The following is a 20,414-nucleotide window of genomic DNA, read 5'->3' as shown; positions in this document are numbered from 1 at the left end:
GGTCACATCTCCAGCAGGATCTGCGCCCGAGGCCGCGTGCACAGGTGCAGCGGGTTGGACTGGGCTTCACCGGCCACGCCCTTGTTGAACGGCAGCGGCTCGATCTTGCTGTAGTACGGAATGCCCTGGGTGTTGACCGTTTCCATGTAGTCGGCCGGTGCGAAGGACGAGATATACAGGTCCGGCACGCCTTCAGGGATCAGCAGCGCCTTGTCGTCGTGGACGAACGAAACGCCAGCAACCTTGCCGCGATAGCGCTCCCAGACGATCCCGCCAAACTCGAAGCTTTCACGGGCATCACCGCGCAGGGACGCGGCCTGCATGGTGTTGAGGTAGGTCTCCTTAACCGACTTATGCACGATGAGCTTGTTCCAGAAGTTCTTGCCGCACATCGCGCGGGAGCCGCTGCTGGTGACGCTGCCGAGGGCTTCCTCCTGCATGTCCAACGCTTCGCCGCATTTGACCCGCAGCTCGGTGTCTGGACTGTTCAGCCCCATCTGAAGCTTCTGACGATTCACGCCGAAGGATTTATAAATATCCAACAGGACCGTCTTGCCATCGGCGTCCAGGACCTGACCGTTCAACGCGCCCATACGCTGGAACTCGTGGGTGGCATCCAACTGGCGGCGCGCTTTCGCCAGGCGCTTGTTGACCACGTCCTGCACGGCCTGCAACTCACTGCGGGTACCGAAGGCGCGGATGCCTTGGATCTCATCGGCCTTGATGGTGAAGCGTTCCGGCAGGTGGACGGTGTTGAACGGGATCAGTTGACGCTTGGTACCGCCAACCACCAGGCCTGAGGTACCGCGCTCGCCCGCTGGCACCAGCGCCAGGGTGTCGCCGTCCTTCTCGATCTGCACGGTCAGCGTGCTGATGCCTTCTTCGCGAAACAGTCCCAGACTGCTGATGCGGCCTGGCAGGTATTCCTGGTCATTGATTGCAGCGGTCAGCGAGGAGACGCTGAACGCATCGTCTTCAAAAATGGCGATATCGGCCATGGGTACTCTCCAGAAACGAAAAATCCCGCACGCGGCGGGATGGATAAAGGGTGTGAAAGTCTTAGCGGACGATCACGAAGTGGGTAGCCAGGGCCTTTTCAGCAGCAGGATCAAGGCCGGTCAGATGTGCTTCGCTGACCTCGGCCAGCCGCACGATGGCGCGACCGCGACGTGGCACATCCGATTCGCCCAGCGGCCCATAGAGGATTGCGATGGCGTTTTCGGTGCCGTCTTCGGCGGTCGGCTTATACGGGGCGAACTCGCCGGTGAGTGTGACCAGGCCAAGAATCTGGCCAGGCTCCAAGGCGGCACCAGCGGCGACGTTGATCGCTTCGCGGGAAATGTTGCCAGCGCCTTCCGACAGCAGGAACTCGCCCGCGTGCATCGATTCGATTTTCATGCTCTTGCTCCTTTCGAGGTTCCGGTCTGTGCCGCCTGACGGGTGGCCCAGATTGAGTGGGTGTCGACCTGTTTAGCCTTGATCGTTGCGGCTGGGTCATCATCCAGCGGCAGGCTGTTGTTGATTTCAAAACCGCCGCCGCTGCTGACCAGCTTGTCGAACAACCGCGCGCGAACTGCCGATTCGTCCAGGCCGGCTGTAATGAACTCGACGGTCAGTTCGGGCAAGCGTGCCGCGACACAGAGGCCGTGTAGCGCTTTGGCCTTGGTCAGCGCCGCCTGGACCACGGCTTCACTTTCCAGCTTCGTCGCCGCTAGTATCGGGTCTACCAGGTTGCTGATGCCTGCTGCCGCACACCCTTTGGTGACCATCAGCGCCAACCCGGCAGCGTCCAATATAGGTGCCGGTGCCGGTGGATCGACAGGCTCAGCCGGATCGACTTCCGGTTCTTCATCAAGCTGGGCAAGCAATTCAGCAGGAGCATGCTGGAAACGCTGCAGCACGCTGCCCTGGCCGAGACAGGCGCTGACTTTGAGGCCATCGCCCACTTCATCGGCTAGGCCCAACGCCACTGCCTCGTTAGCCGTGAGCCAGGTTTCAGCATCGACCATGCGCCGCAGCTCGGCTTCGTCGATGTCCGGCGCCTTGGCCTTGTACGCCGCGATGATCGCTTCCAGGGTCTGGTCCAGCACATCCGCGACACGGCGGAAGTCTTCGGCATCCCCACCTGCATAGGTGTATGGGTTGTGGATCATCAGCATGGCATTGGCCGCGATCACCACTCGGTGAGCGCCGCATACCGCGACACTGGCCGCACTCGCCGCCAGGGCGTCAATACGACCGGTGCAACGCTCGCCCAGGCGCGACAATGCGTTGTGGATCGCCAGGCCGTCGAACAAGTCCCCGCCGATGCTGTTGAAGGCAACAATCACCGGTGACGCGCCGTCATCCATGGCGCGCAGATCCTGCACGAACTGCTTGGCGGTGACGCCCCAGGCGCCGATCTCGCCGTACACAAAGATTTCAATGTTGCGTTGCTCGGCTTCGCCGCTGGCCTGGAGGGTGTACCAGCTTTTGTCGGCAACCTTGACCTGCTTGCCGGCCTTGTCATAAACGCGAGGTTTGGCTTTCTTGCTCATGGTTGTTCCTTGTCATCGATCACCTCGATGGCTTCAAGAGTTGTGTAGTTGAGGCCGAGTTCGGTGGCTCGGACCAGATCGGCCGCGTTTTCCGTATCGACCGTTTCCGCGTCGTAACCGGTACGCAGCACCATCTCGCTGCGCGAGGCGAAGCCCGCCTGCACTTCCATCCGCCGCGCCTGTACGTCCTGCACCGGCTGGATGTAGGCCCATCCCTGCGGTACCCAACGCGTGCGCAGATATTCGCGTCGACGTTGCGCGTAGTCCGGCAGCACCAGGGCACCGGACAACACCGCCATGTCCATCCAGGCAGCCCGCACAGGGCGACACAACTGGTGCACATACACGCCGAACTGCAGTTGCTCCAGACGCCGCCGGAACTCGTTGAGCACCACTCGCAGCGCCCGGTCGTTGACCTCGCGCATGTCGCCGGTGAGGATCTCGTAAGGCGTGCCCGATCCCGCCGCCGCAGCCATCAGCTGCTGCCGCATGAAGTCCGGGTAGTTGTTGCCGGCGTCCGGGGGTTTGGAGAACTCCACCTCTTCACCTGGCCCCAGCTCCTGCATGGTGCCGGGTTCCAGCGCGACCATCGGCGTGAAGCCGTCGCGGTCGGTGGTCAGCAATTGCCCCGTGACAGGATCGCGTGGCTGCTGCCCACTGTCCGGGGCCGGCCGCTTGATGAAGCCGGCGAACAGATTCGCCACCTCCTGGCGAAACAGAACCGCGTCGTCGTAGTTGTCGAGGCTACGCAGGCGCTTCAACACTGGTGCCAAGCGCGGCACGCCGCGCAGCTGCCCGGGCTCCATGGGTTCGAAGATGTGCAGCACCTGCGTGGCCGGTACACGCACCAACTGGTTGTAACCAGCGTTCAGCGATGACGAGTCGCGCGGATGCGAGAGATACATCCAGTACGCCACACGCTTACCGGCCGGGTTGAATTCGATCCCGGCGCGGATCACGTTGCCGTTTTTGGCCGTCTCGAACTTGTCGTGAGGAACAAACTCAGGAGCCAGCGCCTGCAGCTGCAGAGGCACCGCCAAGCCCTCACTAGGGCTGCGTGGTCGCAACCGCACGAAGCATTCACCGGCGGTTTCAACGGTGCGTGCCACCAGGGCCTGCATGCCGTAGAAGTCGGTCAGCTCATCGGCATCCGCCTCGTCCACCCAGTCATCCCACAGCTGCTGCTGAAGTTTGCGCAGGTCTGCGTCTTCCGTGGTCGGCCTAGGTGTTATGCCGGTGCCGATCAGATTGCTGACGCGCTTGTCGATGACGTTGAACGCATAAGGATCATTGCGTACCGCCGCCCGAGAACGTGCTCGCAGGTTGCGCAGGGCCGGGGTATTGATGCTGTTAATGCCGTTGTCGGTGGCTTCCCAACTAGCCGAACGTCGGCCCTCCCCGGCGCCTTCGTAACTGGCCTTGATGTTCGACGGCAGCAAGAATCCATTACGGGTCAGCGTCGGATAATGTCGAGCCATTAGATTCCCTTGCCTCCGTGGTAGAGCCGGACTACGCGTGAGCGCGGCCCGGCGGCTTGGCTTAGCGACGTGCGAATCTCGTCGCGGGCCTTGAGCAGTTCGTCGATAGAGCGGTACTCCACCGTGCGGTCGCTGTAGCGCACGGTCTTTTCACCGCGTGCAATGGCGCGCTCGATGGCGTCGAGGTGCTTCGGGGTAAACGACATATCAGCGTCTCTTCAGGTAACCGCTGGTGGAACTGCGGCGTTGTGGGGATGCGGCGGGTCGCGGCTGGGCCACAGTTGCTGCAGGTGGCGGTGCAGGTAGCGACTGACGCGCCGCAACCGGTGCTGGTTTTTCGTCAGCGTCGACGCGCTCGCCTTGTACGGGCTTGACGCCCAACACATCGTCGAACAAACCGGACTGAGCCAGCGCTTGGCGTACCCGCTCCCAGTCGTGTTCCTGGTACCGATTGATACCCAGGTAATGCGCCATCGCCAGGCAATACACCATCAGGTCGAGCGCTTCGTTGCGCTCAGCCTTGCCCTTGACCCACTCGATACGCTTGTAGCCTTTGACGTACCGGGCGACCTTGCGCTCGGCCACGCACTGGGCGAAGAAGTCGTCCGGCAGGTCGTTGGCAAAGTGCAGTGAGCCAGGCCCGTCCTCGAAGGCGTAGCGGTTGTAGATCCAGTCCTTCGCGGTGTCGGTACCGACGAACCACAGCTCGGCGCCGCCGCGTTCGGTCTGGCCCTTCCAGGTCACGTCGACCATGGACGGCCGCTGAGCAATCACCGGCTTGCCGGGCTTGCTCGCGCCCTTGATGGCGAAGATGTTGCGCCAGCGCCGCACACGGCAGAACTGGTACACCTCGTCGGTATGGTGACCGCCGGAGTCGACGCCCGTCGCAAGGATCGCCAACGCGACACCGCACGGATGCCGATATCGAACCTTGAGCTTTTCGTCCAACACCGCCCATGTGCGTTCATCGGCAGGGTCGCCCCAGATCACCTGGTGGTCGACCACCCAGCGTTCCATGCCGACACCGAAGCCCATCACCATCAGCTCCAGGCGGTTGGCCTGGACGTCGACGGCGCCGGTCAGCATCAGCACGCCCACCGGCATGCTGCCGAGGGTGTAGGTCTCCAGCCGCGCCCGAGCGACCAGCACTTCGGCCTTTGTTTGCTCTTGCGCGCTGTCCCAGACCTTGGCGAGTCGGGTGTTGTAGAACACCTGCATCAGGCCCATATCGCCCTTGGCCTGGGCCTTCTTGGCGTCTTCGAACTCCTCGGCAAGCGAGGCCCAGTCCTTCCAACCAATCGGCGAGTACAGCGCGTTGAGGTGGAAGCCAACGCTCTTGCCGTCGCCGCTGCCATGGGCACGCCACTCGCCACGGGCGAGCATGTCGGTTTTGTGATGCTCCTCGATCAGGACGTCACATTCAGTCGCGGCGCACTGGTAGTGAACCGCGCTGTAGTCCTCGTTGTAGAGCAGCCGCTCCCACTCCAGCACCTGCATATGCCCGCAGGTGGGGCATGGCACGTAGTAGTAACGCTGGTCGCTGGACTCGAACAAGTCCGAGATCCGCGAGGCGCCCTTGATCGTCGGCGAGCTGGAGAAGTAGATCTTCGCGTTGCGGCCGAAGTTGGTGGCCCGCGTTTCCGCCAGAACGATGGGGTCACCTTCCTGGCCGACATCGTTTTCCCATCGGTCGACCTCGTCGCCGTAGATGTAGCGCGCCGATAGCTCGGACAGGTTGGCCGCTGAGCCTGCCGTGGTGACGTACAGGGAGCCGCCTTCGAACTCCTTGGTGTCCATCGTGTTGCGCGCATCCCGCGAGCGACTGGCGGCTACGCGCTTCGCCAGCTCCGGGGTGGCCTTGATGGTCTTGCTGATCCGCCCGGACACCCGCTTCGACAGGCCCAGGCTGGGCAGCAGCGCGAGGATGTTCGACGGCGCCATGTGGATCAGGCCGCCCATCCAGTTCAAGGCGATCTGGGTTTTCATCAACTGCGAGGCCACCATGGTGATCACCCGACGGCACGGGTGAGCCGGTGACAGGCAGCGCATGGGCTCGCGAGCGTATGGCGTGCGCTCGGTGCGGTACTGGCCGGGCTCAGGGGCGCCCGTGTCTCGCGGGATGCGCATGTACTCGTCGGCCCACTCGTCGATCCACAAGTCGGGGTCGGGTCGTAGGCCACGGAAATACGCCTCACGGAAGACCTTCTCACCGTCAGGGATTTCCGGGTGCATAGGTCAGCTCGAAGTCATTGCACGTTCAAGGTCGGATGAGGACATGCGTTCAGCCTCTTCCAGTGTTTTACGCAGCGTCGCCGCCAGGTGTTTTTCGATGTCCCAAGGGTCGGTCATCGCGGACAGCTTGTGCGACAGCTGCGGCAGCTGGCCGAACAACTGGTCGCGCAAATGGCGCCCGGCGTTGTAAGCGCCCAGCTCGACCGCATCCCTGCCGACCAGAGAGCCTTGCGCCTTGTGCAGCTCGATCTCGGCCAGCTGCGCCAGGTTGTGTTCGCGCATGGCGCGAGCCTTTTGGAAGTCGTGGCCCTTGGCACCGACAGCAATAGGCAGCTGCGGCGCAGCCGTGTTAGTCGGCTCGACCTGGGGGGACAGTTGGCTGTAAACGTCGCGCTGGATCCGGTCGTGCTGGTGTCGAGCCGCGACGGCGGCCTTGCTGGGGTCGGCGGTTTCGAGGATTAACGCTTCGGTTGCCAGCACGTCCACCATCTTGCCGTCAGGCGACAACACCAGGCGGTTGTTGCCTTTGAGCCAAGTGATGTAGCTCGGCGTCCTGCCGATGCGAGCCGCGAAAGCGCTTTTAGACAGAAACAGTGGATCCGTCATAAGCCCTCCTTTTCAACGGCTTTTCAATGGAAACTTTTCAATTTCAATGGATTGAATTTCAGTAAGCTGGCAGCCCACCCGCTAACGCTTTCCCGCGGGTTTCATGCCCCGTGTCCCTCGAATGCCGCCAGGGTCCCCGGCGACTTTCGGCGCACAATTTTGACGCGCCCCGCTACAGACCACGTATTCCGTGGCCTCCAGCGCATCATGCCTGACCGCTGCCCGAGGGCGGCACATCGCACACGCCCAACCGCTTGGCGGCCCAGCGTTCATACAGCCCGATGGCGACATCGGCGCCGGCCATCGCGGTGAGGCATCCAATGCTCCCTGCCGCCAGGACCGACATGCCCGAAGCGTGCAGCAACATCATGGTGGAAAGCCCGCAGACCACGCAGGCCCCGGATCGAAGGAGCAAGCGGCGAATCAAAGACCAGCCGCTTACCCCCGCTTTGTCGGCTCGCCATGCTTCGCCGGATATGCCGCCGACCAGGGACAGCACGATCACCATCCAGATCGGCATATCAATAAGCGCTTGCTGCTCGTTCGTCATCGCCCTACCCCATAAACGCAAAAACCCGGCGCAATGGCCGGGTTCAGTGTGGTGGTGTGTCCCGCTGCATGCGGTCGCACCTATCGAAGATGGGTACTTTTTACAGGTGGATTCCGGTGGCAGCAAGGGAGTTTTAATGCCATAGCGCAATACGGGTGCAATACAGGTATGACGCAGGTGCAACGCAGGGACAACGCATTCAATCGGCTATCGCTTCTGATGCCCTGTCTTACTTGTCCCACTATTCTGGATCGAAGTAGGACAGCTACAGACGCCTAAATACGGGGCTCTGCCCTACTGTCCTACCTTTTTTACTTTTCTCTTGTGTATAGAGAGAAAGTTAAAAGCACGCGTGCGCGCCATGGGCGCGACTACGTGCCCGCTATGCTCATGTGTGCGTGGGGCGGGTAAAGGTTGGACAGTAGGACAGCCCAGTAACGGCGCGGCCTGCGTCTGTCCAACTGTGCCAAATCGCAGTCGGACAAAGCAGGACAGTAGGACAGAGGCACGCGGAGTGATGCCGAGGATCATGCAGCCTTCCCCATCAGCATTCCGGCGATGTGCAGGTGTGCCTCATGGAGCCGCTGGTAATAGGTATCTCGACTGCATCCGCAGTGGGTGTACTTCTGCGACAGGAAGCTTTCGTGGTTGCAGTAGTGCTCGCGTACGACAACCGACAGCTGCGGCGGCAAGTGCTTGTTGACGATCAGCTCAATGTCGGCCGATTCATCCAGCAGCACCCGACTTCCACGCGTGCCGCGTATCAACTCACCTTTGCACTCCATCAGCATGGCGATCATGTTGCCGCCACTCGGCCCGCCAGCACCATCCGGCACGGGGGAATGCAGATCCTGCGCCCAGAGTTTGAGCATCTCGTCGATTCGCTTAATCATCGAAGCAAGGCTCCTCGATCACCGCCTGCTGCAACGCAGACGCACGCCCCCAGCCCGCAGGCTTTACATAGGCCCATGGCCGCACGCCGCTTTTTGGCAGTGCGGGCATACGCCGCTTGCGCCAGCCCAGCCGGTGCATGATCGCCCCAACCCGCATCTGCTCGGGCTTGCCCCAATGGCCGAAGTCCAGTTTCAACGCCTGGGTCAGGATCTCGTTGCCGGTGGCGGTTTCCCCGATCTGCGACTCTTCCATCCAGGCCAGGATTGGCCCTTCCCATTCATCCACCACAAAGCGCTCGTCTTGAGCCTCGGCGAACATCTTGGATTCGTCCTTATTCACCCACCAGATATCGCCCGCTTCAAAGCAGAACAGAGCCTCAGCCCACAGCTGATCGCGGATCTCGCGCAGTTGCTCCAGATCGACCTTGTTGCAGAACACCGGCCAGTAACGACGGTTTCCCGTGGCGTCCTTGAGGTATTCCTCTTGGTTGGTGGTGCCCACGAAAACACACTGGCGTGGCACGTCATTCGTTCTGCGGCCGTAGCTCTCTCGGTAGGTATCGGTGGACGCAGAGAAGAACTGTTTGGCCTTGGTGCTTTCCGCTTTGTTGAAGCTGTCCAGCTCGCCCAGCTCGACAATCCACTTGCCGCGAATCGCTTGGAAGCTGTCCTTGTCGCCGAGGGCGAAGGGCGTATCCATGAACCACTCGCCGCCGAGGACGCCCATGGCCGTGGACTTACCGGCGCCCTGTCCGCCTTCGAGGATCATCACAGAGTCGGCCTTGCAGCCTGGGCGCATCACACGGGCAACCGCTGAGATGAGCCAGCGCTTACCGACCTTGGCCGAGTACTCACTGGCCTGGACGCCCAGCACGTCGGTCAGCCAGGTTTCAATGCGTGGCACGCGATCCCATTCCAGCTTCTCCAGGTACTCTCGCACCGGGTGAAAGGCGTGGTCGTGGGCAACCACGCTGACCGCCTCAATCACATGGGAAGCTTTGACCCGCAGGTTGTATTGCTGCGCGAGCCACTTCATCACTCGCATGTCGTCAATGTCGGCCCAGTCGCCGGCACCGCCGCCGAAGGGCGCAGACCGCAGCTTGACGATCTTGGAGCTGAACACGCTGTAGCCGATGACACCGGCCCAGCGTTCGTCATTGCCCAGGATTAGCTCGACGTTTTGCATGTGCGCAATCAGGGAGCCGTTTTCGGTGCGGGCCAGTTGGTCCTTCCAGCCACCCGCTGCAGGAGGCTTGACCACCGCGAGCACCTGGCGGCGGACAGCCTCCAACCCCTCGGCGACGTGAAGGTCGTTGAAGTCGGTCCACTTGATCTCGCGCTCGCCGGAAAACACCGGGGCTACGACTTGACCGCCGACAACCAACGCGGCGTTGTTGGCTTTCTCTTCGCCAGGGTTCCAAGGGTTACCGTTGGGGCGCTTGGTTTTCCAGTCGTCATCACGACAGATGATCAGCGGGCAGCCGGGGAAGCGCTCGCGCATGGCCTTGGAAACCGGTAGCAGGTTTCCCGCGTCAAAGGCGATAGCGATCGTGAGCGACGTCGCCATATGCAGGCTTGCGCCCGTGGCATAGCCCTCACACACCAGCACCGGCTCGCCTGGCTCTGGGTGGGGGCCGATCAGGTGGAAAGCCCCCTCTTTTGACATGCCGGGCGGCCAGTACTGCTTATCCCGGCCAGTGTCTTCTTGCTTGGCCGGGAAGATCACCTGCAGGCCGACGATCTGGTCGCGGACGTTGCACATAGGCACCAAAAATGCACCAGTACGTGGCGCATAGCGAACCTTGAAGCCAACGATCTGCTTTCGATCCAGATAGGCGCTCTTACCCTTTTCGGGCATTCGCTTGAACAGGCCGGCAGCACGGTTGGCCGCTCGGCGTGATGCGTTGGCCGCAATCTCGGCGGCCTTACGCTTGGCATCTTCCTGCCGAGCGCGCATGACCTCCCGCTCTTCGGGACTCATGCGTCCGGGCTTGACCTTGATCTTTTGAGTATCGCCAGACCGCCAGTCACCGAAACTGCCGAAGATCAGCGTCTCGTTTTTTTCGGTGCGGTGTTCGTGGATGACGTACCAGCCGTTTTTTTCTTTGCCTTTGTCCTGGGTAGTTTTGCAGCGGGTAAGCTTGCCAAATACCAAGGGTTGAGCAGGCTCAAGACCATAGTCCGCGAACTGATTGATCACATCATCGAGCATAACGGGCAGCCCTCTGATCATCGACGGTCTTGCACTCAATGCAGAGCGTGCAACCGGGCTGTGCCAAACGACGGGCCTCGGGGATGGGGCCATCGCATTCTTCACAGAACATCAGCGAATGCTGAGCCGTGTTGGACATCAGCGCCAAGCGTGCAGCGACGGCCTGATCAATGCGCTCTTGCACTAGGTCATTTGCGAAGTCAGCGATATCAGCCACGTTCCACCCCACAAGTCGTCTGATTGACGTAGCGGGCGCGGTTGTACATGCCCAACAACCCCTGAATGCCTCGAAACACCAGCTGGCGTATCTCAGCCAGCTCATGGTCATCGACCTTGCCGTCGCCAATGTGCTTGGCCCAGGTTTCGGACAAATCGGCGACCTGCCGGAAAAACATGGCTATACCCGTGGTCAGGGTCTCAGGCATGTCGTTGGTGTACGCCTCAGCCAGTTCCTGCCAGATCGTGTCGCCGACAAGGGCGTGCACTGCATCAAGAATGCGGCGGTCCTTGGTCAGTTCGAGGATCTCGCCGAACTCCTGAATGTTGACGGTGTGCGAGGGATGGGTGGGAGACAACTTGTGCTGCAGCGTGGTGGCATTGCGGCCGGTGGTGGCGGCGATTGCTGCGGCACCGCCGGGATAGTCCCGTGCGGCGTGGTACAGGGCTAATTCGAGCGTCAGTATTTCCTTTTGCGCTCGATCAACACAGCTTAAAGCTACTCGGCTCATGGCATTAATCCTACTAAGTTGCCAGTGCCCCGCGACGTGTAGTGGTGATACATTTGCCGCGTGGCTTGAAAGGGCCCAAACGCCGGCTAGATCTTAGGGATCGAAACCGGCACCGTGCCGAGACGAACAATCCATTGCTCACCTCTGGCGCAACAGCTGCCTAATCTGTGGTGGAAAAGGCAGCAACCCAAGACATCCGTGTCTTGGCAGCGCGATAAAGGGAGGTGGTTTGCATGTGGTGTGCCCTCCTACCTTCGTCGCGACCCGACAGCACTGTGGTGGTGTGTGCCGGGAGGAACTGGGCGGCCCTTGGGTCGCCTTTTTTCTATCTACGCTGCAGCTTTTTGCGGGGCCGATGCGTTGAGCAGCCAGGCAGCGTCAAACGCGTTGCCCTTTTGCTCTGCAGCAGTCGCTAGAAGCTTCGCGTAGTGCGTTTCACCTGTGTAATCGGTGCGTGGAAGGCTGGCAGCCAAGCGCCATTTATTGAGTGCTTGGTAACTCCTGTCACATACCTTGGCGGCAGCTCCAATGCCGCCTACTGCTTCAAATGCGAACGCAATGGCGTTCGGAAAATCTGCGGGGTCCAACATGGCAACCTCCATTTATCAACTCGCGGTTGATATTAACATCAACTGACTATTGCGCAACCCCTGTGAGAGTATCAACTCATGGTTGATAAGAATGAGTTACGGGCAGCTTTTGCGGCGCGCCTTCATGAAGCACTTGACGATGCCGGTGTACGCACCCGGGGACGTGGGGTGGATATTCATAAGCATTTGGTGAAGGTTGGAGTCGAGAAAAGCACTCAGGCCATCAGCAAATGGCTGAATGGGGAATCAATACCTGAGGCTGATAGCATGGTTGTGCTGTGCTCATGGCTGAAGGTGCGGAGGGAGTGGCTGGAGTATGGCGTACTGCCAAAAGAGCAAATCGGAAACAGTAATGTCCGCCAGATCGGCGCGGTAGGTGAAAGCAATGTCCGTGAGGTGACTCGTCAGTTTGGGAAAGTCCCGTTGATTTCATGGGTGCAGGCGGGTGCATGGTGCGAGTCAAATTTTGAGCAGCATGATGGTGAGTCGTGGCTTTCTTGTCCTGTCACAATCAGCGAAAGCGGATATGCGCTGAAGGTCCTTGGGGACTCGATGACTAATCCCGGGCCAGGTCGCAGCTATCCAACTGGGTGCATCATTTTTGTTGATCCAGAAGCTGAAACTAAGACGGGTGATAGAGTAATTGCAAGAGTTCCACGTACTAATGAAGCCACTTTTAAGGTATTGGTTGAAGATGCAGGCCGTCAGTTCCTGAGGCCTATCAACCCGCAATATCCAATCATTGACATTACGGAAGAAACTCACATATGTGGAAAGGTAGTGGGCTCGTTTATTCCAGAGTAGAATTACAAAAACTGTTACTCCCGATCAACCTTAACACTAACCTCACCTAGACTTGTGAGACGAGAATTTATAGCCCTTATATACGAAACTATATTCCTATCGTAAATTCGTAAATTTTGAACATTCCGCGATGCATTTTTGCTGTTAGAGTTAACATTTTCGAGCAAATTTTCAGAGCTCTTGAAAATCATAGTTTTGATTACCGCAGAATGCCTAATATCACACTCTAGCGATTCTGCTAACACCATCATGCTATGCTCTGTTTCCGGAGGCATGGCACAAGGAGATGGGCTACTTAAATCCTCATAGTTCTGACCTGAAATAAGCTTCTCAGTATTAACTAGCTGATCAGCAATATCCTCACCAAAATACCTCTCTACCTTATAATGCATAATAATCATATCTCGACGCCACCCTTTTTTAAAGGTGAGATACTCTGTATAAGGACCACTGACGAACTCACGCCAGTCAGTACTGTAATGCACCGCAGAGTTAAACTTATCTATTTGCTTGTAACCATCAAACAAAAGCACGGTGAGATCATCTGCAACCTTGTGTGCCTCTGAAATCAGGCGATCTCTACGATTCAGTTCCCACTGATGATTAAACGTTAAAAAACCGCCAAAAACCGTGATTACTACCGCTAGAAGAGTCACAAAATTCGACACCCAGAAACGATCAACTCCGCTCTGATATTCCGCATCTCTATCTTTATAACGATTATCCAACTCAAAGTCCCTTGAACAAATCATCCCTCAAGATCACCCGGAGCTTTTGCTCGTATCATCACGCTGCAAAAGATACACCGTGTAACCGTCAGAAAAATGGAGAAAAGTCGCCAGCAAAAACAGTCCAAACTGAGCAAATCCGAGAGATAGACTTGGTTTAGATATCATGCCGAAATAAAACGCTGCTGACACTACAACTAGTAGAAAACGCTTTGCAGTGTATAAGCCATAATGTTGTTCGCTAGTTTTTCTTTTTGTCTTTGCAACTGCTTTAGAAATCTTAAAGGTCACTTGCCCAAAAACGATACAAGATATCAATGACCAATCCGCAGACAGAACAATATCCTTCCAAACCCCTATATATAATTTAACAGCAACCAACAAAATGAAAGGAATAAGGATATATAAATACTCTGCCTTCAAGTCTGCGTAAACTGCTTTACGCTCCTTACGGATCCGGGGATCAGAGCCCGAGGACATTTTGCTTATCACTATTCCCACCACGGAGTACGCCAAGCACATTATTTATCTTAGCATTCCTAATTTGAACTCTACCCTTACCCTCCGGCGGAGTATATATAACATATGACAACTCAGCATCTAACATATCAAACGGCCCAATGGCAGGAATCAGCCCCCCTTGATATCTTTCCAACCACTCCTTATGAGTTATTTTTGCAGGGAATTTTTGTTGGGTTGCCGGGCTCTTGAATGTCCAAACCGAATTCCCCTCATTAACTTGAATCATGGCAAACAGTTTATCTCTACCTTCAAAAATCTCAGTCTTACCCAAGAACATTTTGGCAGCATCGCCTGTAAAGCTCCAGCTTGTATTAATTGAGTGCGGCTTATCAGCTTCAGAAGTAAAAACCTCCACTGTCTCGCCTGACTGCATTTTCTTGTTCGCTAATGAAAACTTATTTAAGACGAAAGCTAATCCTTGCCGATCCACATGAGGCGCCACTAAATTCCCAGGCATTTCATCTGCAAGCCTATTCTCCAAGGTAACAGCAAGCCCCTCTACATCTTCTTCGCTTTCGGTTTGGCACTCGTCTGAAAGCTCGTCAAAAAGAGCCATTCCAGACTTATAGAAAGATTGCTCAAAGAAGTCATCAACCCCATTTCTAAGACGACTTAACTTACTTATTATCGACCCTTTTTCTATCCCATTAAGCTGAAATTCAAAGTCAGCCTTTAACTCAACCGAGTTAGCCAGGACCTGGCATAAATCACGGTATGCGTTTATATATAAACCCATCGCTTCAAATATTTGAGCTGGATTAGTTCTTTCCTTATTGTAATCAATGCTAATTGCCAATTCAGAGTTCAAGCTTATTACTCGCATCCTTACTGATTATAAATTCGACACATTCCGTCATGCCCAGGAGCAAGGCGAGTAAAAGTCGCTGGATGCCGAACGCTCATAAGTGGACGCTACTATCTTGCCACCACACTGTCTAGCGTCTTTCAACCACACCCAAACAGCCCGCAGATCTCAACAACCGATATCAACCAACAGTTGTTGACACAAATCAACCAATGATTGATATTTGCTTCACTCTTCCACCACAGAGCGAGGCAACACCATGCACACCACAGCTACCCTGCACGTCCACCCGGCCGCTGCGAACCCCTCCCGCATCTTTGAAATCCGCCGCCTGGCGAAAGACCTTGGCTGCACATTCATAGCGTCCAAACCCAAACTGAAAGAACGCAACGCGCCCCGCCCGTTCGATCCAAACGGCGGGGGGCACGCGGCATGAGCAAGTACAAACTCGACAATCGCACCCTGACCCTGCTCAAGGCCCAGGTGAACCTAACCGAAACCTTCAACCACCTGCTGCGTGCCGAAGTTCAGCGTGAGGCCCTAGCCTTCCGCCTGAAAGTCGAGCGCCGCAAAGCCGACACGCACTTCACTGTTGACCTGGGAAGCGAACGCCACACGCTGACCCTGACCAACAGCAAGAAGATGCACCTTAAGCTTGCGGACTTTATCGAGGAGATTGTCAACGGGCCCGCCAACCCAAGCGATCCATCGTCTGTGCCGCACGCAGACCGCCGCTACGGCGTCTTCGAAATTGAACACAAGCAGCGTGTGTTCGACCTGGTGCAAACCGGCGGCGCGCTGAGCCTCGATATGGGTTTTGAGCAACCTATCAACCTGGCAATCCATCGCAACAAAACCCGCACGGGCATCACCACCATCATGAGCATCGGCGTCAAGAAGCCATTCAGCAAGTGCTTCACGGTGTGCGGCAGTGACGTGGAGATCTACTCCATGGTGGCCGAATCCATCACTCACCTGGCAGCCGTGGCGACTCCCGCCGCGCATGCAGCCTAGGAGGTCGCGATGGAACGTAGCCTGGAAAAGGCCGCCAAGTACTTCGGCCTCACCCGCCCCAAACTGATCGCGCTGATGCGTGACAAGGGCTTGCTCACTGACCGCAACCTCCCGGCGTTCCCTGTACGTGACCGGGAATATCTGCGGATCAAGAACGGCAACTGGTACCACGAGACGGCCGGAATGCAATACAGCCAGTCGACGAAGGTCCGGCAAGCCGGCATGCCCTGGCTGGCAAGTCAGCTGGGCCTCGAGCTGCCAGCCATCCCGGCAGACAACCGTGACGTGGCCTAGGGAGTACGCCCGCCAGATCGTCGCCATGCACACACGCGAGGAGCGCAATGCCGCGCTCCTCGAAGTGCCGGAGCATCTGCGGGAGCTGACCAAACGCCACTGCCTGAATGCCTGGAATCACCCCTCACGACTCAAACGCAAGGAGGCCGCTACCCATGAGCAACAACAGTCAAACACCGCTACGGCTACAACCCGCGCCGGATAGCGCAACCGTCGAGATGCTGCACCAACTCTTCGGCGACGTGCTTATCCCCCTGGAAAAGCTGCGTGTGCATTACTTCAAGAACCTCAACGAGAAGACTTTCACCGAGGCGATCAATAGCGGCCGCATTCAGCTGCCGGTGACCACCCTGGATCACAGCGTCAAGGCGTTGAGGTATGCCCACATCAAGCATGTCGCGGCACTGATTGATATCCGCGCTTACAGGGCGGATGAGGACATGCCGCGGCCACAAACTGACTCAACCGAGCCAGAGCAGTAACACAACGGCTGCCACCACCAGCCAACAAATCACCAGGAGCACACCACATGACCGTAATTCAAATCTGCGCACTGATCACCATCGTTATCGCGCTCGCGATCCTTTATTGGGTCGGCTACAGAGGCGGCTTAACGGATGGTCTGGCTCAGGGCTACGACGAAGGACACGCAGAAGGATTCATTGAAGGGATGGACGAGGGGGAGTCAGCGGGCTCTACCGCTCTGGAGCAGATCTCCGAGCGTTGTCGGCGCCTGCAGCTGATATTGGACCATCAGCCACTGGATCGCCTCACCCTGTTAGCCATTGCCGAAAAGCTCAAGCTAGCGGCCGACACCTTCCGAGCGGTGAGATCTGACAGCCAGGCGACTCAAGCACTTGCCTTACGTGACAAGGCGCTGAACATAGCTGCCCAGTTGGACCCATTCGAGTTGGGAGACGCAGCATGAACTGGATCCTGACCCATTCGGGCAAACACTTTGACCTGCTCGAACCCGACGCCGACATGATCGACCCACGGGACATCTCGCACGCACTGGCCCACCTGTGCCGCTTCAACGGTCACACACGCGAGTTCTACAGCGTGGCCCAGCACAGCTGCATCGTCGCCGAGCTGGTGCCGGAAGAACACAAACTCGCGGCCTTAATTCATGACGCTCCCGAGGCATACCTGGGCGACATGACGCGGCCACTCAAGCAATGGATCAGTGCCTATGAGCACTTCGAGGACTGTATCTGGTGGCGCGTCTGTGATCGGTTCGATATTGCACCAGAACTCCCCGCCTGCATCCACAAGGCCGACCTGATAGCGCTGGCTACCGAACGCCGCGACCTCATGCCACCTGATCCGGCTATCTGGGATTGTTTGGTCGGCATCGAACCCATGGCCGAAACCATCCGTCCATGGTCTGCCGCAGAAGCCCGCAACACCTACCACCAGCGCCTGATGGACCAACTCGCTATCGAACACCGGAGGAAAGCGGCATGAAGAACCAACAGAACAACGCCAGCGCCTTGTCCGCTTTGCTCCGCACTGCAAATGGTGGCGACACGCTAGAAATAAACAGTCTCTGCTGCGCAGCAGCAGGCATTATTGATCCTCTCAGCGCCACTGCCGAGGCACTTATACCCCACGAAAAGCTGCGCGGGGCAGCGCTCAGTGATGCAACGCTAACCGCTCCAGCACGCCCGCTCGCGCAGCCTGCCTTGGGGTATAAAAGCAAAAATAGGTTTCTACGAAAGCCGCATCTCCGACAGTTTCACCGCCGCCATGTTGACGGCCTGAGAATTGTGCGAAAGCGTCGTAACGCACTTCAAGACATCAACCGCCGAACCGTCAGAGAGCAGTTGTGCCATTACAACACTCTTTTCCAATGCACCCCGAATAATCAGAAACGGCTCGACCATATCGGGCAACGGCAAATCCACCGGATTGATACCGCGCATAGCCAGCGTTTGTTCTTCAACAGTCGTCATAATTTCAGTCCGCGCAGCGCGGTCGTTCGACTGCATAGTGTCGAAGTTTTGAAACAAGAGGCTACTTACGGCAGCAGCACGCTTAGCAACACCACAGACGAGTCGGAATACTACTTCATCACGGTTTCGCCTTGCTTTAGCGATATCACGAGCTTGTTTGTTCGCCACGATCAGGGCGGTTACCACGGCAGCCAAGCTACCGATAACTTGAAACCAAGCAGGCGCGTCCGGCTGCTTGAAAATCAAGACAAGAGTTCCTATCACCGCTACAGCACCGACGGGAGAAATAAGCCACATGGACAAACTGCGGGAATTGAACGTGAAACCGTCGGCAGCCATTGCCAGCCCTCTTTTCCAAAAATAGAACTGAGCTTGCCTCCACTCGAAGGATTCGTCTATGGAGGTGCGAAATGAGGGAAGTTGATGCTATTACCAATGCAATCGTTAAAACGCAATTCGGCCTAGACTACGCTGGCGAGATTCGCGTGGACCTTTTCGCCGGGGGCGGCGGTGCAACCATGGGCCAAGAGATGGGCACCGGCATACCGGTCGATATCGCCATCAACCATAACCCTGACGCCATCAGCATGCACAAGCGCAACCACCCAAGCGCCGAGCACTACATCACCGACGTCTACGACGTGTGCCCACGACTGGCGACCCGCGGCCGTCCAGTTGCGCATCTGCATGCCAGCCCCGAATGCACCCACCACAGCCTCGCTGCCGGCGGACAGGCGCGCAGCACCACCAGCCGTTCGCAGTCATGGGTCATCCAAAAATGGGGAGGCCAGGTCAGCCCTCGCATGATCACGATGGAAAACGTCGTGCAGATCCTCCAGTGGGGGCCGCTGATCGCGAAGCGCTGCAGCAAGACTGGCCGAGTCGTGCGCCGTGACAAGACTGTCGCTGCTGCCGGCGAGCGGGTACCGGTACAAGAACAGTACCTGGTGCCCGATCCACAACGGAAAGGACGAACCTGGCGTCGCTTCGAAAACAACCTGCGGTCCATGGGCTACGACCTGATGTACGGCAAACTCAAAGCCTGCGACTTTGGCGCCGCCACCACCCGCGAACGCTTGTTCCTGATCGCTCGCCGTGACGGCCTGCCACTACGTTGGCCGGAACCGACGCACTTCAAGGCCCCAGCCAAGGGACAGTTAGCCTACCGTACCGCCGCCAGCTGTATCGATTGGTCTCTTCCATGCCCGAGCATTTTCCTCACCAAGGAAGAAGGCCGCGCTGCAGGTGTGAAACGACCACTGGTGAACAACACCATGGAGCGTCTGCGCAAGGGTGCCAAGCGCTATGTCCTCGAACACAAGAACCCGTTCATTGTCAGCATCAACCACACCGGCAACGACCTGGCGCGATGCCAGTCCGTAGACGATCCGACGAAGACCATAACCGGTGCGCAGGGGTTCGCCCTAGTCACGCCGCAACTCGCGCCCTTTATCACCGAACACGCCAATGGCAGCAGCCAGCGCAACATGCCAGGTGACGATCCTCTACGCACAATCTGCAGCGGCGTGAAGGGTGGTCACTTTGCCCTGGCCGTCGCATACGTCGCCCAGCATAACGACAGTTACAACGTGACACACACGGGCAGCCAGCAGCAGATCGTCACTGCGCACATGTCAACGCTTCGCAGGAACTGCGTCGGCCGAGCCATGGACGAGCTGGTGCCGACTATCACGGCCGGTGCCGAGCATCATGCCCTGGTCGAGTACAAACTGGCGCCCGAGGTAGAAGCAGGCGCCATGCGTGTTGCTGCCTTCCTAATGGGCTACTACGGCAGTGACAACACCTACGACCTGCGCGACCCGGCCGCCACCATCACCACGCGTGACCGCCTTGCACTCGTCACTGTGACGATCAAGGGCACGCCCTATGTAATCGTCGATATTGGCATGCGAATGCTCACTCCACGCGAGCTTTACCGTGCACAGGGCTTCCCCGATAACTACGTGATCGACCGTGGGCACGACGGACGCAAGTTCAGCAACAAGACGCAGGTGCTGATGGTGGGCAACTCGGTGTCGCCGTGGCCAATGATGGCGCTGGTTAGCGTGAATAGAATTCAAATAGGTGAGTGTTTGACAGGAGTAGCAGCATGAATACGCTTTTCTTGCTCATGGCTCAATATGATGGATGCGCGGTTATACCACTAGATAGAGTGTGCGCTGACTACATGAACCTGACGGTTGAAAAATTCAAACTGAAACGCCTACAAGGTGAAATTGATATTCCGATTGTTCGGCTAGGCGCCCAAAGCCAAAAGGCTGCTCTCGGAATTCACTTGAAAGATCTAGCTGAATACATAGATCACCAACGACAAGCCGCTGTAGATGAACAGTTAAAGCTACATAGAAAACATTAAGCAGGCTTATTAGCAACCCAGCCACTCAGGGCTGGGTTAGCTTTATAAATCAACCCTACCCTCTTCAAAAAAAAGCTCCGACTTTTGGA

The 20,414-nt window shown here is 57.6% G+C and carries 25 protein-coding genes; 8 read left to right on the top strand and 17 right to left on the bottom strand.

Going from position 1 to position 20,414, the window contains the following annotated elements; translation table 11 throughout:
• Positions 1-2: 2 nt before the first annotated feature.
• From BFP92_RS09110 to BFP92_RS09050, 13 genes are all read right to left on the bottom strand, one after another.
• The gene (locus BFP92_RS09110) at positions 3-998 is read right to left on the bottom strand and encodes a major capsid protein (RefSeq protein WP_065929223.1); all 996 of its coding nucleotides are present in this window, start codon (positions 996-998) and stop codon (positions 3-5) included.
• Positions 999-1,059: 61 nt separating this feature from the next.
• Entirely contained in the window at positions 1,060-1,398 is a 339-nt protein-coding gene (locus BFP92_RS09105) for a head decoration protein (protein WP_065929222.1), read from the bottom strand.
• Positions 1,395-2,537 (bottom strand): head maturation protease, ClpP-related, encoded by a 1,143-nt coding sequence (locus BFP92_RS09100; protein WP_065929221.1) that lies wholly within the window; start codon positions 2,535-2,537, stop codon positions 1,395-1,397. The genes BFP92_RS09105 and BFP92_RS09100 overlap by 4 nt, the downstream gene beginning before the upstream one ends.
• Entirely contained in the window at positions 2,534-4,015 is a 1,482-nt protein-coding gene (locus tag BFP92_RS09095; RefSeq protein WP_065929220.1) for a phage portal protein, read from the bottom strand. Before BFP92_RS09095 ends, BFP92_RS09100 begins: the two co-directional genes overlap by 4 nt.
• Positions 4,015-4,221: a phage head-tail joining protein gene (locus tag BFP92_RS09090; protein ID WP_065929219.1), complete on the bottom strand. Its 207-nt coding sequence runs from the start codon at positions 4,219-4,221 to the stop codon at positions 4,015-4,017. Before BFP92_RS09090 ends, BFP92_RS09095 begins: the two co-directional genes overlap by 1 nt.
• 1 nt (position 4,222) lies before the next feature.
• Positions 4,223-6,247, bottom strand: a complete 2,025-nt coding sequence (locus BFP92_RS09085; protein ID WP_065929218.1) for a phage terminase large subunit family protein — start codon at positions 6,245-6,247, stop codon at positions 4,223-4,225.
• A gap of 3 nt (positions 6,248-6,250) precedes the next feature.
• Positions 6,251-6,853 carry a terminase small subunit gene (locus BFP92_RS09080; RefSeq protein ID WP_065929217.1) on the bottom strand — a complete coding sequence of 201 codons (603 nt, stop codon included), beginning with the start codon at positions 6,851-6,853 and terminating at the stop codon, positions 6,251-6,253.
• 205 nt (positions 6,854-7,058) lie between these two features.
• The gene (locus BFP92_RS09075; RefSeq protein WP_043046669.1) at positions 7,059-7,403 is read right to left on the bottom strand and encodes a phage holin family protein; all 345 of its coding nucleotides are present in this window, start codon (positions 7,401-7,403) and stop codon (positions 7,059-7,061) included.
• Positions 7,404-7,930: 527 nt separating this feature from the next.
• Positions 7,931-8,296 carry a PA0613 family protein gene (locus tag BFP92_RS09070; protein ID WP_065929216.1) on the bottom strand — a complete coding sequence of 122 codons (366 nt, stop codon included), beginning with the start codon at positions 8,294-8,296 and terminating at the stop codon, positions 7,931-7,933.
• Positions 8,289-10,508, bottom strand: a complete 2,220-nt coding sequence (locus BFP92_RS09065; RefSeq protein WP_065929215.1) for a VapE domain-containing protein — start codon at positions 10,506-10,508, stop codon at positions 8,289-8,291. The genes BFP92_RS09070 and BFP92_RS09065 overlap by 8 nt, the downstream gene beginning before the upstream one ends.
• Positions 10,498-10,725, bottom strand: coding sequence for a TraR/DksA family transcriptional regulator (locus tag BFP92_RS09060; RefSeq protein ID WP_065929214.1), 228 nt, complete (start codon positions 10,723-10,725; stop codon positions 10,498-10,500). The genes BFP92_RS09065 and BFP92_RS09060 overlap by 11 nt, the downstream gene beginning before the upstream one ends.
• Positions 10,718-11,236, bottom strand: coding sequence for a phage regulatory CII family protein (locus BFP92_RS09055; protein WP_065929213.1), 519 nt, complete (start codon positions 11,234-11,236; stop codon positions 10,718-10,720). The genes BFP92_RS09060 and BFP92_RS09055 overlap by 8 nt, the downstream gene beginning before the upstream one ends.
• 329 nt (positions 11,237-11,565) lie before the next feature.
• On the bottom strand, positions 11,566-11,826 hold the full coding sequence (locus BFP92_RS09050) for a hypothetical protein (protein WP_065929212.1): 261 nt from the start codon (positions 11,824-11,826) through the stop codon (positions 11,566-11,568).
• 78 nt (positions 11,827-11,904) lie between these two features.
• On the opposite strand from BFP92_RS09050, the gene BFP92_RS09045 reads away from it, so the two are divergent.
• Positions 11,905-12,630 (top strand): LexA family protein, encoded by a 726-nt coding sequence (locus tag BFP92_RS09045; protein ID WP_065929211.1) that lies wholly within the window; start codon positions 11,905-11,907, stop codon positions 12,628-12,630.
• 14 nt (positions 12,631-12,644) lie between these two features.
• Here BFP92_RS09045 and BFP92_RS09040 read toward each other — a convergent pair whose 3' ends face one another.
• From BFP92_RS09040 to BFP92_RS09035, 3 genes are read right to left on the bottom strand one after another with little or no spacing between them, the layout of a single operon-like run.
• The gene (locus tag BFP92_RS09040; RefSeq protein ID WP_139114042.1) at positions 12,645-13,358 is read right to left on the bottom strand and encodes a hypothetical protein; all 714 of its coding nucleotides are present in this window, start codon (positions 13,356-13,358) and stop codon (positions 12,645-12,647) included.
• 33 nt (positions 13,359-13,391) lie between these two features.
• Complete coding sequence (locus BFP92_RS30300; protein ID WP_083221721.1) at positions 13,392-13,838, bottom strand: hypothetical protein; 447 nt, start codon at positions 13,836-13,838, stop codon at positions 13,392-13,394.
• Positions 13,822-14,688 (bottom strand): hypothetical protein, encoded by an 867-nt coding sequence (locus tag BFP92_RS09035; protein WP_065929294.1) that lies wholly within the window; start codon positions 14,686-14,688, stop codon positions 13,822-13,824. The genes BFP92_RS30300 and BFP92_RS09035 overlap by 17 nt, the downstream gene beginning before the upstream one ends.
• 429 nt (positions 14,689-15,117) lie before the next feature.
• Between BFP92_RS09035 and BFP92_RS09030 the strand changes: the two genes are divergently transcribed.
• The 5 genes from BFP92_RS09030 (at position 15,118) to BFP92_RS09010 (ending at position 17,460) form a co-directional block, all read left to right on the top strand.
• The gene (locus BFP92_RS09030; RefSeq protein WP_065929209.1) at positions 15,118-15,699 is read left to right on the top strand and encodes a hypothetical protein; all 582 of its coding nucleotides are present in this window, start codon (positions 15,118-15,120) and stop codon (positions 15,697-15,699) included.
• Between the two features lie 9 nt (positions 15,700-15,708).
• A complete protein-coding gene (locus BFP92_RS09025; RefSeq protein WP_065929208.1) occupies positions 15,709-15,993 on the top strand; it encodes a phage antirepressor KilAC domain-containing protein in 285 nt (94 codons plus the stop codon).
• A gap of 155 nt (positions 15,994-16,148) precedes the next feature.
• Positions 16,149-16,475, top strand: coding sequence for a pyocin activator PrtN family protein (locus BFP92_RS09020; protein WP_065929207.1), 327 nt, complete (start codon positions 16,149-16,151; stop codon positions 16,473-16,475).
• A 47-nt stretch (positions 16,476-16,522) separates the two neighbouring features.
• On the top strand, positions 16,523-16,921 hold the full coding sequence (locus BFP92_RS09015; RefSeq protein WP_065929206.1) for a FliH/SctL family protein: 399 nt from the start codon (positions 16,523-16,525) through the stop codon (positions 16,919-16,921).
• Entirely contained in the window at positions 16,918-17,460 is a 543-nt protein-coding gene (locus tag BFP92_RS09010) for a phosphohydrolase (protein WP_065929205.1), read from the top strand. The genes BFP92_RS09015 and BFP92_RS09010 overlap by 4 nt, the downstream gene beginning before the upstream one ends.
• 245 nt (positions 17,461-17,705) lie before the next feature.
• Here the strand turns inward: BFP92_RS09010 and BFP92_RS31705 are convergent, their stop codons facing one another.
• Entirely contained in the window at positions 17,706-18,287 is a 582-nt protein-coding gene (locus BFP92_RS31705) for a hypothetical protein (protein WP_065929204.1), read from the bottom strand.
• Positions 18,288-18,358: 71 nt separating this feature from the next.
• Here BFP92_RS31705 and BFP92_RS09000 point away from each other — a divergent pair, with 71 nt between their 5' ends.
• Both BFP92_RS09000 and BFP92_RS08995 read left to right on the top strand, forming a co-directional pair.
• Entirely contained in the window at positions 18,359-20,062 is a 1,704-nt protein-coding gene (locus BFP92_RS09000; protein WP_170875827.1) for a DNA cytosine methyltransferase, read from the top strand.
• Positions 20,059-20,325, top strand: coding sequence for a pyocin activator PrtN family protein (locus tag BFP92_RS08995; RefSeq protein WP_065929203.1), 267 nt, complete (start codon positions 20,059-20,061; stop codon positions 20,323-20,325). Before BFP92_RS09000 ends, BFP92_RS08995 begins: the two co-directional genes overlap by 4 nt.
• Positions 20,326-20,414: the final 89 nt, after the last annotated feature.

The sequence above is a fragment of the Pseudomonas sp. 58 R 3 genome, assembly GCF_900006605.1.
GTDB lineage: Bacteria > Pseudomonadota > Gammaproteobacteria > Pseudomonadales > Pseudomonadaceae > Aquipseudomonas > Aquipseudomonas salomonii.
This window is presented reverse-complemented; position numbering and strand designations above follow the sequence as displayed.